This is a genomic window from Rhizobium sp. M10, assembly GCF_002531955.1.
Lineage (GTDB): Bacteria > Pseudomonadota > Alphaproteobacteria > Rhizobiales > Rhizobiaceae > Rhizobium > Rhizobium etli_C.
Window position 1 is genome coordinate 89,732 of sequence record NZ_NWTA01000003.1, and the last position, 15,308, is coordinate 105,039.

Below are 15,308 nucleotides of genomic sequence, written 5' to 3' on the forward strand. Positions count from 1 at the left end.
TCATGGCCATGAAACCCGGCGATATCGAAGACATGATCAAGGCTGGGATTCCCGGTGCCAAGGTGACGATCCGCGATCTGGCGGGCGACGGCGATCATTACGCCGCCGAAGTCGTCGCCGAAGCCTTCCGCGGCAAGAGCCGCGTGCAGCAGCACCAGATGGTCTACGAAGCGCTGAAGGGCAATATGGGCGGCGTGTTGCACGCGCTCGCCCTGCAGACTTCGGCCCCGGAATAGGGTTCGCGACGCTTCGAATGATGGGCTTGCGGCTCATCCCATCCTATATTGGATGTGGACGCGGCCATGGATCGAAGACCTTTCGACATGCGCCCGGACACCGAAGACGCGGCCGATCAGCCCCTCGGTGAGCACGGTTTCGGCCGCTCCCGCGGCAACGATCTCTCCCTTCTCGAGCACGGCCAGCCTATCGCAGAACATCGCCGCCAGATTGAGGTCGTGCAGGGCAATGATGCAGGTAATGCCGAGCTTCGAGACAAGGGAAAGAATGTCCAGCTGATGCTGGATATCGAGGTGATTGGTCGGCTCGTCCAGCAGAAGTTCGCTCGGCGACTGCGCGAGCGCTCGTGCAATGTGAACGCGCTGGCGCTCGCCGCCTGAGAGCGTCTGCCAGAGCTGCGCGGCACGATCTCGCATATCGACGCGTGAAAGCGCCTCGTCGACGCGGAGATCGTCGTCAGCAGCCCAGGAATTCAGCAATCCGCGATGCGGCGTCCTGCCGAGACGCACGACGTCCCTGACAGTTAGTCGCGTCTCGGTCGTCGATTGCTGCTCGACGAAAGCGACGCGGCGGGCGAGCTCGGCTCTCGATATCGCCGAGATATCGTCCTCTCCGAGCCGGATAATGCCGCTGCGGACCTTTCGCAGCCGGCAAATCAGCCGCAGCAGGCTCGACTTCCCCGAGCCGTTCGGCCCCAGCAGGCCCAGCACCTTGCCTGTCTCGACCGCAAGGCTGATGCCATTGACGAGAAGCGTATCGCCTGCGGCGAAACTGACCTCGTCGATTGTGATGCTCATGCAGTTCTCCTGGCGCCATAGAGAATGACGGCGAAGGCCGGAGCGCCGAACAGCGCGGTGACGACGCCGATCGGCAGAATCTGTTGCGGGACGATGATCCGCGAGATGATGTCGGCAGCGACCATGAAGAGGGCACCGCCGAGCGCTGTGGCCGGCAGCAGCCGGCTATGGGCAGGCCCGACCAGGAAACGTGCGGCATGCGGAATGACGAGGCCGACAAAGCCGATCGAGCCGACCATGCTCACGACAGCCGCCGTCATCACCGCGGTTGCGCCGAGCAGCACGATCTGGACGCGCCTCACCGCAATGCCGAGGGATGCAGCAGCATCGGTACCGAAGGCGAAAGCGTCGAGGGCTCGCACATGGGCAAGGCAGACGAGGAAGCCGATCACGGTAACCGGCGCTGCGAGATAAACATCCGGCCAGCGAACGCCGCCGAGAGAGCCGAGCAGCCAAAACATGACGCCTCGCGCCTGTTCCGCATTGGCCGATGTCGTGACGATATAGGCGGTCAGCGCGTTGAAGAGCTGCGATCCAGCAATTCCGCACAGAATGATGCGCTCGCCGGTCCCGCCAGCGCCGGCGGCAAGAACGCCGACGAGCAGAAATGCCGCCACCGCGCCGATGAACGCGCCGCTCGAAAGGCTGAGCACGCCATAACCGAAACCGAGGATCATCACGCAGACCGCACCCGTCGAGGCGCCTGCCGAGATGCCGAGAACGTAAGGCTCGGCCAGCGGATTGCGCAGCAGGGCCTGCAGGATGGCGCCGCAGAGCGCGAGCGACGCACCGGCGCTGGCGGCCACCAGCGCGCGGCTGAGGCGATAGTCCCAGACGATGCCCTGATGAATGCGGCTGAGTTCGAAACCGGTACCGAAAAGCCGATTCGAGACGGCCTTGGCTGTCGTTTGAAGCGGGATCGATATTTCGCCGATCGAAACGGCCAGGCTGATCATCAGTCCCAGAAGGACGAAGGCGGCAACGGTGAGCGCGACGGGCGCCCACCATCCATCCCGTTTCAGGAGCATCTTGTTCACTGGGCGAGACCCGACGACTGGATGCCCTTTGCCAGTATCTCAATGCCGTCGATCGTGCGGATCGTCGGGTTCATCGATTGCGCGTCCATAATCACGAAGCGATTGTTCCTGACGGCATCGAGTTCGCGGGTGACGGGGTCGTTCTTCAGAAAGTCGAGCTTCACCTTCGGATCGTCAGCCGCATAGCGCCGGCGATCCATGGTAGCGATGACGATGACCGCGGGATCAGCCTGAGCGATCGTCTCCCAGCCGACCAGCGGCCATTCCTCTTCCGTCGTCACGACATTCGCAGCACCCAGCGTCTTCAGAATATAGGCCGGGGCGCTGTTCTTCCCGGCGATGAAGGCATCGCCGTTCACCTCTTTGCTGGAGAACCAGAAGACGATGGGCAGATTCTTTGCCGATGCGCCCGATATCGAGGCGACGGCATCGGCCTCGCGCTTCTTGAGATCGGCGATCAGGGCGTCGCCGCGGTCCTTGATATCGAAGATGTCGGAGAGTTCGGCGATTTCCTGATAGATCAGGTCCATCGTGAACAGCGCTTTGCGCACGCCATCGCCGCCATCGGCATTGATCTTGGCCACACAGTCGGCGGGCGCGACATAGGTGTTGATCCCGAGTCCGGAAAACTGTTCGCGCTTGCCGACGGAACCCTGCGCACCGACATGCCACTCGAATTCGGCCGCCACCAGGTCGGGCTCCGCGCCGACGACGGATTCGAAGCTTGGATCGTTGTCGGCAAGGCGCTTGATCCGGCTGCTGACCTCGGCATATTGCGGCAGGACCGGGCCGACCCAGACCGCGGTTCCGGCGATCTTGTCTGCCAGTCCGAGGAAAAACAGCACTTCGGTCATGCCCTGGCCGATCGATACGATCTTCGCCGGGGCCCTTTCGAAGGTCACCTGCTGGCCGCAATTGGTGATGGTCAATGGATATTGAGTGGCAGCAAGACCCGGCGCTGCAAGGCCGGTCAGCCCGAAGGCAAACGTCATGCTCATGAGAAACTGGCGCATGGAAAATCTCGATAAGGAGGAAAATTCTAGCCTCGCCGTGCCACGCGCGGCTGCGCGGGATAAGGCACGGTCAAACGGACGCTAGCGGTGAAAAACCCAATCGAGACGGATTCGTGCCGGAGTTCGGCGAAGGTTCAGGTCAACCATGTCTGTTCCTTTCCAGGCATCCCCGCCCGGTTGATTGGATCGTGATTGACGGCAGGTCTCCTGGCTTGCGGATATGCGCCGATCATCTGCCTTCCCGCGAAACTCGCAGTGGCATGGCCATGGGCCCCAAGAGATGAGCTAAGTGCTCATCTCGGGATGATCGCAAAAGCGATCACCCTGGGATGATCGGCAAAAGCGATCACCCTGGGATGATCGGCAAAAGCGATCACCCTGGGATGATCGGCAAAAGCGATCACCCTGGGATGATCGACAATCCGCTTACAGTTGCGGGGGCAGCCACGGTCTTGATCCCTATTGGGTCGTCCTCACCGTGTTCCCTATTAATCCCCTTGGAGTCATCCGCGGGAAACCGTCGCGCCTAGTTACGCCGGCTCGACGTATCGCGTCAAGAACAAGCTGACGCATCGGGCTCTGCGCGGGAGCCTTTGCCAAAAAGGCAGCCTTCAGCCGGGAATTCTCTTTTTATCAGGATTGGTAAAGACCAGGGCAGGCATCGGCCCCGATGTCATCAGCGTGAAGTCGAAGGACGCCTTCAAATCCGGCCCCAGCACATATTGCCGATGGACGCGCAGCTGATCCTTGCGGATCTTGCGGTAATGTTCGCGCGTCAGCATCTGCTTGACGCGGATCAGGAGCATCTTCGCCGGGGGCGCGTCCGCGTGGCCGGAGACGGCGACAACCGGCACTTTGTAGAAATTGATCGAATCCGTCAGGCACTGCACATCGACCCACGAAATCTCCGGGCAGCGGGCAATCAAGCCGACGCGGGCGCGCAGCAGGCTTGCCGATGACAGCAGCGCACATTGCAGAATAGCGCTGCCGAGTGAAGCAAACACCACGCGTTTGCCCTTGAAGATCTCCGGCTCCCTTTCCAGCAATATGCCGATGACATGGGCGGCCACGTTCGATCCCATGCTGTGCGAGGAGATCACATACTCCTCCGCCTCCTCATCAAGCGCCTTGCGCACGGCGGTGGCCCGGTCTTCCAGCCAATCGTTGCAATCGGCCCGGTGCATGCGGCCGAGCGCGACGGCCATTTGCCAATCGGCAAAGAGATGCAGCGTGTGGAAGCGTTCGGAAAACGGCAGGAAGGCGAAGATGAAGAAGCAGAGCGCCAGCGGCCCGCTCCAGAGCATGTGCCAGGGCGAAAAGCCGAGACTATAGGGCGCGACGGCGATCTGCGCCGTCAGCGCGATTGCCAGCGCCGTCAGCAGGAACGGAAAGAGGAAGAACAGGCCGAAGCGCCAGGCATGACGGAAATAGCCCCGCATGCCGCCTTCGAGCATGATCTGGGCGCAGCTGCGAAAACCCGCAACAATCTGGCTCAGCGTATTGCCGCTGCGCAGCCTGCGCACGAACATGTCGTGATCGACCATGTGGATCCGGCTCTTCGTCTGCCAAGTGGCAGGAGCAGGCTCTTCCCCGAGCGTCGCCCCGGCTGCCCCGGGCGCCATCTCGGGTGCCCCACGCGCCGCGCCGCTGGTCGTGACCTCGAAACTGAGGGGATCGCTGCCGTCCGGAGTCCCGACCTCGAGCGAATAGCCCCAAACGGCGGAACTCTGCCTGGCTGAGCGCTCGTAGCGCGCCCGGTGGGCAACGCCGTCAAGCGGCTCGAAGCCCGGAAAATGCAGGACGATCCGCTTTTTTATCAATCTCATTCCGCTCTTTCGGCCGGGCGAATGGCCGGCATGTTCGTGCGATCCGGCTGCTGTGGCGCCGATCTCGGCGAAAAAGCAGGTATGGTCTCGAAGGCGTCTTGCTAACCGAAGTCATCAGGAATTCAATAGCAGCCATGTCGATTCCACCGTGAACGGAGGGGTTTTGTGGCCGATCTTGTCAAAGAATTGATCTCTGGCATCGTCGACAGCGTGCTGAAGGAAATCCTGAAGAAAACCACCGGCCGCGTCACGACGAAGCGCAGGAGGCGCAAGACGCGCCCCGCTGCGACAACGGCTGCCGCCCGAAAGACGACCTCCGCCAAGCGCAAACCCGCCCGCAAACAGGTCAGCAAGCGACGCACCGCCGCCGGTCGCAGCCGCCAGCGCCGCAGCTGAGACATGACGCAATTATCCGACCGCTGAACCCGGCCCCTCGGCGACGTCGAAATTGACCGGATGCAGGCCCATCTGGCCCGACAACCGTAACGTGATAGCAACATCGCCGAAGTGGTCTGACCAGATTGGTCTTTTTTTGGTTTAGGCGTCTGGAATTCCTGCTGTCACATGCTATCTAAGGACAACGATTGAAACGGTGGGCCTTTAACCCGCCCGTTGAAAGGATCAGGTCCCATGAGCGGCATTCACGAATTCATCGACAACGAAATCAAGAGCAACGACGTCGTCCTCTTCATGAAGGGCACGCCGCAGTTTCCGCAGTGCGGTTTCTCCGGCCAGGTCGTGCAGATTCTCGATTACATCGGCGTCGACTACAAGGGCATCAACGTGCTCGCCGATTCGGAGATCCGCCAGGGCATCAAGGATTATTCCAACTGGCCGACGATCCCGCAGCTTTACGTAAAGGGCGAGTTCATCGGCGGCTGCGACATCGTCCGGGAAATGTTCCAGGCCGGTGAGCTGCAACAGCATCTCCAGGAAAACGGCGTCACCGTTCGCGGCGCCGCCTGACCGGTCACCGGACGTCCGCCCGGTTTCCAAATCTGTTTCTCGAGTTCGAGGCGCTGCAGCCAGCAGCGCCTTGACCTGTTTATGGAAATTTCATTGTGACAGATTCATCACAAGCCGTGTCCGCGGGCCGCCTGCCCATGGGCAAGCGTGAATTCATCGCGCTTGCCGCCTTCCTGATGGCCGTTAACTCTTTGGCGATCGACATCATGCTGCCGGCGCTGCAGCAGATTGGAGCGAGCCTCGGCGTCGAGAGCGAAAATCATCGACAATTCGTCGTCTCCACCTATCTGCTCGGTTTCGGCTGCGCTCAGCTGTTCTACGGACCGCTCTCCGACCGTTTCGGCCGCCGCACGCCGCTGTTGATCGGTCTCGTCATCTACATCCTGTCCGCCATCAGTATCGTTTTCGTCCCCTCTTTTGCGGGGTTGCTCGCCCTGCGCTTCCTGCAGGGCGTTGGTTCGGCCGCAACCCGCGTCATCACCGTCTCCATTGTCCGCGATATCTATGGCGGCCGGCAGATGGCTGAGGTCATGTCGCTGATCATGATGGTCTTCATGATCGTGCCGGTGATCGCGCCCGGCGCCGGCCAAGTCGTCATGTTCTTCGGCAACTGGCACCTGATCTTCCTCTTCATTGCCGCCATGGCGACCGGTATCGCCGTCTGGGCCTACATCCGCCTGCCGGAAACCCTGCATCCGCAGAATGTCCGCCCCTTCACCGCCCGCTCGATCTTCGGCGCCTTCAAGCTGGTGCTGACCAATCGCGTGGCGCTCTGCTACACGATCGCCAGCACGTTCATCTTCGGCGCGCTGTTCGGCTTCATCAATTCCGCCCAGCAGGTCTATGTCGGCATTTACGGTCTCGGCGTCTATTTCCCCGTCGCCTTCGCCGGCGTGGCGATCTTCATGTCGCTGTCGTCCTTCTTCAACTCGCGCTTCGTCGGCAAGCTCGGCATGCGTCGCCTGTCGCACGGCTCGCTGATCGGCTTCATCGCCATCAACACTATCTGGCTGATCGTCCAAATGGCGAGTTCCGAGCCGATGCCCTTCGCCTTGTTCATCACCTTCTTCGGTCTGGCCATGTTTCAGTTCGGCTGGATCGGCTCGAACTTCAACTCGCTTGCCATGGAGCCTCTCGGCCATGTGGCCGGCACCGCCTCCTCCGTGCTCGGCTTCATGAGCACGGTCGGCGGCGCCATCATCGGCGCCGGCATCGGCCAGGCCTTCGACGGCACGGCGCTGCCGATGGTCGCCGGTTATTTCGCTGTCTCGATCGCCGGGTTGGTCTTCGTGCTGATTGCCGAGAAGGGCCGCCTGTTCCAGCAGCACAATCCGGCCGTTTGAAAGGCCGACCTCGTCCGCATCCAGGATTTCACCACATGACGCCGCCACATAAACTGCACCAGGAAAACCAAGGCTCCCGCCGCATCGGCATGGGCTTCGGTGAATTCGTCGTCACCATTGCGATCATGACGGCCAGCATCGCCATGGCGATCGACAGCATGCTGCCGGCATTGCCCAATATCGGCCGCTCCCTCGGCGTCACCAGCACCAACGACGCCCAGCTCATCATCGGCGTCTTCTTTCTCGGCTTCGGCGTTTCGCAGATATTCTTCGGCAGCCTTTCCGACACCTTCGGCCGCCGCAACATCCTGCTCGGCGGCCTCGCCTGCTATGTGGTCGGCATGTTTGCCGCTGCCGCCACCGGCAGCTTCGAAATGCTGCTCCTCATGCGCTTCGTTCAGGGCGTCGGCGGCGCGGCCGTGCGCATCACCACCATGGCGATCGTCCGCGACTGCTTCGGCGGCCGCGAAATGGCCCGCGTCATGTCCTATGTCATGATCGTCTTCATGATCGTGCCGATCGTCGCACCCTCGGTGGGCCAGCTCATCATCCTTTATGCCAACTGGCATTGGATCTTCATCCTGCTCGGCGCCGTCGCCACCATCCTCTTCGTCTGGGCACTTCTGCGGCTGAAGGAATCGCTGCCGCCGGAAGAACGCCTGCCGCTGTCGGTCAACTCGGTCACGGACGGCTTCAAGACCGTGCTCACGAACCGCATTACCTCGGGCTATATGATCGGCCTCACCATGTTCACCGGCGTCATCAGCGCCTACGTGATCTCGGTGCAGCAGGTCTTCGGCGAAGTTTACGGCCTCGGCGACTGGCTGCCGATCGCCTTTGCGGCGACCGCCGGCGGCATTGCAGTGGCGAATTTCGCCAATGGCTTCTTCGTCCGCAAATTCGGCATGCGCCGCATTTCGCATGCCGCGCTGCTGATCTTCACGGCGCTGTCGGCAGCAGGCTTTCTCATTGCACTGGCCGGAAAGGCGGATTTCGCCACCGCCTACGGCATCTTCACCATCGTGCTGATGATGTTTGCCGTGATCGCCACCAATTTCACCGCCATCAGCCTTGAGCCGATGGGCAATCTCGCCGGGACGGCAACCGCCATCACCGGCTTTGTCTCGACGACGGCAGGCGCCATCCTCGGCGGCCTGGTCGGCCAGATGTTCAACGGCACGGTGCAGCCTCTCTTCGGCGGCTTCGCGCTCTTCGGCCTGGTGACGATCGCAGCCACCCTCTGGGCCGAGAACGGCAAGCTCTTCACCCATCCCGGAGACAGCCCACAGCTCGATCCGGGTGCGGCGCACTTCTGACATCGAAATCATTGGCGTCAGCGCGAAAGGCATTTCCGATGGACGACCGAATTCTGATCAGGCCTTACGCGCCAAGCGATTCGGACGCGACGATCGAGATTTTTCTGCGCGCCATTCGGGAGGTTTCATCGAAAGACTATTTGCCCGCTCAGATCGAGGCTTGGGCGAAGGTGGAAGATCGCAGCCTGTGGGCGCAGCGCCGGATAAGCAGGCCTGGCTGGATCGCGGAAATCAATGGAGTGCCGGTGGGGTTTTCCGACCTGACCGGTGACGGATGCCTGGACATGATGTTCGTGCACCCTGAATTTCAGGGGCTGGGTATCGCAAGCCGCCTGTTGAGCAGGGTCGAGAAGGAAGCGTTGAACCTCGGATTCACGCGAATTTATACCGAGGCGAGCCGAACCGCTCGACCGTTTTTCGAACGCAAGGGTTTCCGCGTGGTGAGCCGGCAAACCGTCGAAAAACGCGGGCAAAGGCTGGAAAATTTCCGCATGGAAAAGCTTTACACGGAATAGGGCGCAAGCCGCCGATACACTTTATCCGAATGAACTCGGCAATCCCGTCGCAGATACGGCCGCAAAATCAGCGCTCTGCGGCCGATTTTCATGCGTTCAAACAGTAACCACCTCACGGCGCAGAACCTCCCATGAGGCCTTGTCGGGGGCAATCAGCAGCCCGCCGTCGAGATGGTGTGGCAGGTAGGAAGAACCGTCGAAACGGGCGGCATAGGCGCCGGCCTCCTGGGAAATGAGCGTGCCGGCGAGATGATCCCAGGGCATCAGCTTGTTGTACATGAGGTAATGCACATGGCCGCCCGCAAGGGTGCGGTATTCATGGGCCGCGCAGCGGTAGTTGGTGAGGAAGCGCACCTTGGCTAGATTGCCGAGGATCTCGGCCCGCTTCTCCTGCGGCAGGTAGCCGGTGGAGGCCATGCCGACCATCTGGTCGAGCGCAACAGGCTCGGCCGCGCGCAGCCGCCGCGCTTCGCCATCCGGCCGCCGCAGCCAGGCGCCGCTTCCCTTTTCCGCCATCACCCAATCGTCGCCCATCGGATCGTAGATGATGCCGGCAATCGTCTCGCCGCCGGAAACGACCGACGCCATGACGCCGAAGGCCGGGATGCCGGCGGCGAAATTGAACGTGCCGTCGACCGGATCGACAACAATGGCGAGATCGGCATCGGCGAGCCTGCCGAGCAGTGCCGGCTCGGCCGCGACCGATTCTTCGCCGACGAACAGGGCGGCCGGCCAAAGGCGCTCGGCTTCCGCCTTGATCATCCGCTCGGCCTGCTCGTCGGCCTCGGTGACGAGATCGGTCGCCTCGCTCTTGGCGCGCACATCATCCCGGCCAAGCCGCCGGAAGCGCGGCAGAATCTCCGCCTTCGCCGCCCGGCGCAAGAGATCGGCAAGAGCGGTCACGTCGACAGTCGCAGTCATGTCAAATCCTTTCGAGAAGCGTGTCAAATCAGATGCCGATGATCTCGCGGCGGATCAGCTGCCAGCTGTCCCTGTCGGGTGCTGAGATAATACCGCCCGTCGTCTCGCCGGGGCGATAGGGGGTGCCGTCGAATTTCGCCGTATGGCCGCCGGCCTCCTGATGCGCGAGCACGCCGGCCAGGTGATCCCAGGGCATCAGCTTCGCATGGCCGATGAAATGCAGCTTGCCGGAGGCGACCATCCAATATTCGTAGGCCGAGCAGTTGAAAGCGAAGGTCATCCTGATCTTCGCCAGATTGGAGCAGATGCGCGAGCGATCCGGGTCGTCCATATGGCCCCATGAAATGCCGCCGACCATCTGGTTCAGGGCGGCGGGCTCCGCCACCTTGAGCCGGCTCGATTGGCCGTCCTGTCGCGTCAGGAAGGCGCCCGCTCCCTTGATCGCCGTCACCGTATCGCCGAGGACTGGATCATGAATGATGCCGGCGACCGTCTCGCCCCTGACGGTGACCGCCAGCATCGTCCCGAAGACGGGAAGCCCGGCGGCGAAATTGAAGGTGCCATCGACAGGATCGATGACGAAGGCGAGCTCGGCGTCGGCAAGGGCCGGAACGACGGACCGATCGGCGTCATAGGCTTCCTCGCCGACAACGAGTGCTGCGGGAAAACGCTCTTTCAGCGCCGCGGTGATCCTGTGTTCGGCGAGCACGTCCGCCTCCGTCACCAAATCGATTGCCGAGGTCTTTTCCGAAACGTCGGCAGTGCCGAGATTGCGGAAACGCGGCATGATTTCGGCGCGTGCCGCCTCCCTGACGCTATCGCCAAGGAACAGAATATCCTTATCTGAAATGCTCATGCGAAATCATGTCCTTCATGCAACGACCAGCCTCCCGCAGCCGGCCTTTCACGAAGGGTCGGTGACTGTCAAGCCGGAAAAGTCGAAGAGCTTCGGATCGAGTAGATGCGACGGGTTCACATGCGCAAGCGCCCGCAGCATCGTGTCCTTGCGCCCCGGCATCCGTCGTTCGATATCGGCGAGCATGTCCTTCATCGCATTGCGCTGCAGCCCGTCCTGGGAGCCGCAGAGATCGCAGGGGATGATCGGAAACTGCATGGCGGCAGCGAACTTGGCAAGGTCGTCTTCGGCCGCATAGGCAAGCGGCCGCAGCACCATCAGGTCGCCCTCGTCGTTCAGAAGCTTCGCCGGCATCGAGGCGAGGCGCCCGCCATGGAAGAAATTCATGAAAAAGGTTTCGAGAATATCCTCGCGGTGGTGGCCGAGCACCAGCGCATCGCAGCCTTCCTCCCGGGCGATGCGGTAGAGATTGCCGCGCCGCAGCCGCGAACAGAGCGAGCAATAGGTCGCCCCTTCCGGCACCTTCTCCTTCACGATCGAATACGTGTCCCGATACTCAATCCGGTGCCGGACGCCGATCCTCGTCAGATAATCCGGCAGCACATGCTTGGGAAAGTTCGGCTGCCCTTGGTCGAGATTGCAGGCGATGAGTTCGACCGGCAGCAGCCCTCGCCATTTGAGATCAAGCAACAACGCCAGCAGCCCATAGGAATCTTTGCCGCCGGAAAGGCCGACCAGCCAGCGCTTCTGCCCCTTCAGCATATCGAAATCGTCGAAGGCCTGGCGCACCTGCCTGAGCAGCCGCTTGCGCAGCTTGTTGAAGGAGACCGAGCGCGGCGCGTCGGCAAACAGCGCATGGCCAATGTCATCCCCTGATTCAACAGACCCCAGATCGTCCGCGATGTTGACTGCGATATTCATGACCTCGTCCAATCGAAGATTGCAGGCTTGAAATTGCGAGCCCGCCCTATCACGCTGCCTTTAGCAGAAAGTCGCCCGGCAACACAGCATCAATCACCGAACACCGACCAGCCGGTGCGCGCCGCCAGCATCTCCAGCGCCACGGCACCGAGCTGCGAATTGCCGACCTTGTTCAGCCCGGGCGACCAGACTGCGATCGAGGCAACGCCCGGCGCCACCGCGAAGATGCCGCCGCCGACGCCGCTCTTGCCGGGCAGGCCGACATGATAGGCGAAGTCGCCCGAGCCATCGTAATGGCCGCAGGTCAGCATCAGCGCATTGATGCGCCGCGCCCGCTTCGGCGAGACCACCGAATGACCGGTCATCGGATTGCTGCCGCGCGCTGCCAGGAACAGCCCGGCGCGGGCGAGCTGCTCGCAGCTCATCGACAGGGCGCATTGATGGAAATAGACGCCGAGCACGTGGTCGACGGGGTGATCGAGATTGCGGTAGGCGCGCATGAAGTTGGCGAGCGCGACATTGCGGTACCCCGTCTGCGTTTCCGAGCGCGCCACCTTGTCGTCGATGGTGATCGACTCATCGTCGGCGAGATAACGCACGAAGCGCAGCAATTCGCCGATCGCCTCGCGCGGCGCATGACCGGCCATGACGACGTCGGTGACGGCGATCGCGCCGGCATTGATAAAGGGATTGCGTGGAATGCCGCTCTCGTGCTCGAGCTGGACGATCGAGTTGAAAGCCGATCCGGACGGTTCGCGCCCGACGCGCTTCCATAGACCTTCGCCGACCTTGCCGAGCGCCAAGGTCAGCATGAAGACCTTGGAAATGCTCTGGATCGAGAAGGCGATGTCGGCATCGCCGATACGATAGACCTTGCCGTCGACAGTGACGATCGCCATGCCGAACTGCCGTGGATCGACCTTGGCGAGCTCGGGAATATAGTCGGCGACCTTACCCTCGCCGACCCGCGGCAGAATATCGGTGTAGATGCTGTCGAGGGTCGCCTGCAAATCCGCCATCGCTTCTCTCCGGATAACAAAAAAGCCGCCCGAAAGAGCGGCTTTTCCATAAGCGAAAACGCCTGGTTCTTCTTAACGCGAATAGAATTCGACGACCAGATGCGGCTCCATGACGACGGGGAACGGAACGTCGCTGAGCGTCGGAACGCGACCATACGTGGCGACCATCTTGTTGTGATCGACTTCGATATAGTCGGGAACATCGCGCTCGGCGAGGCTGACGGCTTCCAGAACGGTCACCAGCTGCTTCGACTTCTCGCGAACTTCGATGACGTCGCCGGCCTTGCAGCGATAAGAACCGATGTTGACGCGAACGCCGTTGACGGTGACGTGGCCATGGTTGACGAACTGACGGGCAGCAAAGACCGTCGGAACGAACTTGGCGCGATAGACGATCGCGTCGAGGCGCGATTCCAGAAGGCCGATCAGGTTTTCGGAAGTGTCACCCTTGCGGCGGGAGGCTTCGGCGAAGATCGCGCGGAATTGCTTTTCGCGCAGGTCACCATAATAGCCCTTGAGCTTCTGCTTGGCGCGCAGCTGCACACCGAAGTCCGAAAGCTTGCCCTTGCGGCGCTGGCCGTGCTGGCCCGGGCCGTATTCGCGGCGGTTCACCGGGGACTTTGGACGGCCCCAGATGTTTTCGCCCATACGGCGGTCAATTTTGTACTTGGACGATTCGCGCTTGCTCATCGTATTTCCTTTCAAAGGTTTATGGCGGTTTGTTGCCAAACCGCACGAAGGAAACACGCCCTCCTCTGACCTCTTCCGAGACCTGACAGGATGTTTCGGTTACGCGAACAGAAACGATCCACGGGACATGTCAAATGAAACACCGGACATTGCTGCCCGGTGCTTGGCGCGGTCTTTAGAGGCCCGTCATGAAAATGTCAACTGCGCCAAAGCCCGAAAGCGCCACTATTCCGCAGCCAACGGCTGATCGCCGGTATCAGGTGCGTTCGCATCACCGGGTGCGGTCTGGCAATTCATGTCGGGGAAGGCCACGATACGTTTGCCGGAAAAGTCAGTGTGCACGACGACAATCCCCTGCTCCTCGAAATAACCGAGCAGACGGCGGGCGCGCCGCGCCGAATGGGTGCCGTAGGCGCGGGCGATGCGCGCGTCTGACGGGCACGGTTCGCCGCAGACGGCGGCCTTGGCGAGCATCAGAAAGACGCCCTGCAGATCGTCGGTGACACCCGCAGACAGCGACAAGGCCGTCGCCCATTCATCGCTCAAGGCTGTCGCCGCATCAACGCCGGAACGGGAGATGGCCACGCGCCGGCGGAAATCCGGCAATGCGATCGGCGGTCCCGGTACGCGGCGCATGCGCAGGCGCACGAGAAAATCCTGGTAGAGCACGGAATCGGTGCGGAAGGCGGAGGTGGGATCGTCGAGTATTTCGGCAAGCACGCCGGCGAGGCGCTCTTCGCGTTCCTCGGCGGAGATTTCCACCTGGCTCGCCCTCGCCTCGACGGGCGCAGGCGACGCCGCCGGCGTCGAGCGCGAAAGTTCAGCCAAAATGTCGGTGGTCGGCCGCGGCGCCGGCGGCGCGCGGCGCACGGGCGGACGCTGGAATTCCTCCGGATCGGGCGTGAAGATCAGGTCCTCGACATCCTGCGGCGCATCCGGCAGCGGCATCAGCTTCGGGCTGGAGGAGCGCGCCGATGTTTCCACCGCGCCGATCTGGATCGGCAGCGGCCGGCGCGACAGCGCCGGGCCGAGAGCGACGAAATTGCCGCGTTTCAGATCGCGGAACATCTCGGCCTGGCGGCGGTCCATGCCGAGCAGGTCGGCGGCGCGCGCCATGTCGATATCGAGGAAGGTGCGGCCCATCAGGAAGTTCGAGGCCTCGGCCGCGACGTTCTTGGCGAGTTTGGCAAGCCGCTGCGTGGCGATCACGCCGGCAAGCCCGCGCTTGCGGCCGCGACACATCAGGTTGGTCATGGCGCCGAGCGACATCTTGCGCGCATCTTCCGAGACGTCGCCGCCGACGGAGGGTGCGAACATCTGCGCCTCGTCGACGACGACGAGAACGGGATACCAGTATTCACGATCGGCATCGAACATGCCGTTGAGGAAGGCGGCGGCGGCGCGCATCTGCTGCTCGATATCGAGGCCTTCCAACGTCAGCACGCAGGAAACGCGATGCTGGCGGATACGGTTGGCGATGCCCGCCAGCTCCGCCTCGGTGCGCTCGCCATCGACGACGATATGGCCGAACCTGTCGCTGAGAGTGACGAAATCACCTTCGGGATCGATGATGACCTGCTGCACCCATTGCGCGGATTGCTCGAGCAAACGGCGCAACAGATGTGACTTTCCCGATCCGGAATTGCCCTGCACGAGCAGGCGGGTCGCCAGCAGCTCCTCGATATCGAGCGTCGCCGGGCTGCCGGACGCCAATCCCATATCGATACCAACCTGCAATGCCGATCCTCGCGACGAAAAGACTCACATGAACGAAGCGCCATTCTTCCGAAACGGCAACGCCCCGTCTATCAAAGAATCTGCTGATTTTCAGGGCCGGATTTCGCCAACCCA

At 62.0% G+C, this 15,308-nt stretch carries 16 protein-coding genes and 1 riboswitch; of the genes, 6 read left to right on the forward strand and 10 right to left on the reverse strand.

Annotated elements, in window-relative coordinates:
- Window positions 1-2: 2 nt before the first annotated feature.
- Complete coding sequence (locus tag CO671_RS05745; protein WP_003540079.1) at window positions 3-236, forward strand: BolA family transcriptional regulator; 234 nt, start codon at window positions 3-5, stop codon at window positions 234-236.
- A gap of 33 nt (window positions 237-269) precedes the next feature.
- On the opposite strand, the gene CO671_RS05750 is transcribed toward CO671_RS05745, so the two are convergent.
- From CO671_RS05750 to CO671_RS05765, 4 genes are all read right to left on the reverse strand, one after another.
- Window positions 270-1,034, reverse strand: coding sequence for an ABC transporter ATP-binding protein (locus CO671_RS05750; RefSeq protein ID WP_097605145.1), 765 nt, complete (start codon window positions 1,032-1,034; stop codon window positions 270-272).
- On the reverse strand, window positions 1,031-2,062 hold the full coding sequence (locus tag CO671_RS05755; protein ID WP_170964947.1) for an iron ABC transporter permease: 1,032 nt from the start codon (window positions 2,060-2,062) through the stop codon (window positions 1,031-1,033). The genes CO671_RS05750 and CO671_RS05755 overlap by 4 nt, the downstream gene beginning before the upstream one ends.
- A gap of 5 nt (window positions 2,063-2,067) precedes the next feature.
- The gene (locus CO671_RS05760) at window positions 2,068-3,084 is read right to left on the reverse strand and encodes an ABC transporter substrate-binding protein (protein WP_097605147.1); all 1,017 of its coding nucleotides are present in this window, start codon (window positions 3,082-3,084) and stop codon (window positions 2,068-2,070) included.
- 179 nt (window positions 3,085-3,263) lie between these two features.
- A riboswitch (cobalamin riboswitch) is annotated at window positions 3,264-3,621 on the reverse strand.
- A 74-nt stretch (window positions 3,622-3,695) separates the two neighbouring features.
- Complete coding sequence (locus CO671_RS05765; protein ID WP_097605148.1) at window positions 3,696-4,910, reverse strand: hypothetical protein; 1,215 nt, start codon at window positions 4,908-4,910, stop codon at window positions 3,696-3,698.
- A 165-nt stretch (window positions 4,911-5,075) separates the two neighbouring features.
- On the opposite strand from CO671_RS05765, the gene CO671_RS05770 reads away from it, so the two are divergent.
- The 5 genes from CO671_RS05770 (at window position 5,076) to CO671_RS05790 (ending at window position 9,050) form a co-directional block, all read left to right on the forward strand.
- On the forward strand, window positions 5,076-5,306 hold the full coding sequence (locus CO671_RS05770) for a hypothetical protein (protein ID WP_010029302.1): 231 nt from the start codon (window positions 5,076-5,078) through the stop codon (window positions 5,304-5,306).
- 234 nt (window positions 5,307-5,540) lie between these two features.
- Window positions 5,541-5,876 carry a Grx4 family monothiol glutaredoxin gene (grxD, locus tag CO671_RS05775; protein ID WP_009994514.1) on the forward strand — a complete coding sequence of 112 codons (336 nt, stop codon included), beginning with the start codon at window positions 5,541-5,543 and terminating at the stop codon, window positions 5,874-5,876.
- 137 nt (window positions 5,877-6,013) lie between these two features.
- The gene (locus tag CO671_RS05780) at window positions 6,014-7,219 is read left to right on the forward strand and encodes a multidrug effflux MFS transporter (protein ID WP_097605428.1); all 1,206 of its coding nucleotides are present in this window, start codon (window positions 6,014-6,016) and stop codon (window positions 7,217-7,219) included.
- Window positions 7,220-7,254: 35 nt separating this feature from the next.
- The gene (locus CO671_RS05785) at window positions 7,255-8,535 is read left to right on the forward strand and encodes a multidrug effflux MFS transporter (RefSeq protein WP_097605149.1); all 1,281 of its coding nucleotides are present in this window, start codon (window positions 7,255-7,257) and stop codon (window positions 8,533-8,535) included.
- A gap of 38 nt (window positions 8,536-8,573) precedes the next feature.
- Window positions 8,574-9,050, forward strand: a complete 477-nt coding sequence (locus CO671_RS05790; protein WP_097605150.1) for a GNAT family N-acetyltransferase — start codon at window positions 8,574-8,576, stop codon at window positions 9,048-9,050.
- A gap of 96 nt (window positions 9,051-9,146) precedes the next feature.
- Here the strand turns inward: CO671_RS05790 and CO671_RS05795 are convergent, their stop codons facing one another.
- The 6 genes from CO671_RS05795 to CO671_RS05820 all read right to left on the reverse strand — a co-directional run bounded on the left by CO671_RS05795 (window position 9,147) and on the right by CO671_RS05820 (window position 15,194).
- Window positions 9,147-9,971 carry an inositol monophosphatase family protein gene (locus CO671_RS05795; RefSeq protein WP_097605151.1) on the reverse strand — a complete coding sequence of 275 codons (825 nt, stop codon included), beginning with the start codon at window positions 9,969-9,971 and terminating at the stop codon, window positions 9,147-9,149.
- A 28-nt stretch (window positions 9,972-9,999) separates the two neighbouring features.
- Window positions 10,000-10,827: an inositol monophosphatase family protein gene (locus tag CO671_RS05800; RefSeq protein ID WP_097605152.1), complete on the reverse strand. Its 828-nt coding sequence runs from the start codon at window positions 10,825-10,827 to the stop codon at window positions 10,000-10,002.
- Window positions 10,828-10,875: 48 nt separating this feature from the next.
- Window positions 10,876-11,748: a tRNA 2-thiocytidine(32) synthetase TtcA gene (gene ttcA / locus CO671_RS05805; protein WP_097605429.1), complete on the reverse strand. Its 873-nt coding sequence runs from the start codon at window positions 11,746-11,748 to the stop codon at window positions 10,876-10,878.
- Window positions 11,749-11,837: 89 nt separating this feature from the next.
- A complete protein-coding gene (locus CO671_RS05810; RefSeq protein ID WP_097605153.1) occupies window positions 11,838-12,767 on the reverse strand; it encodes a glutaminase in 930 nt (309 codons plus the stop codon).
- A 72-nt stretch (window positions 12,768-12,839) separates the two neighbouring features.
- Window positions 12,840-13,457, reverse strand: coding sequence for a 30S ribosomal protein S4 (gene rpsD, locus CO671_RS05815; RefSeq protein ID WP_009994534.1), 618 nt, complete (start codon window positions 13,455-13,457; stop codon window positions 12,840-12,842).
- A 225-nt stretch (window positions 13,458-13,682) separates the two neighbouring features.
- Complete coding sequence (locus CO671_RS05820) at window positions 13,683-15,194, reverse strand: ATP-binding protein (protein ID WP_097605154.1); 1,512 nt, start codon at window positions 15,192-15,194, stop codon at window positions 13,683-13,685.
- Window positions 15,195-15,308: the final 114 nt, after the last annotated feature.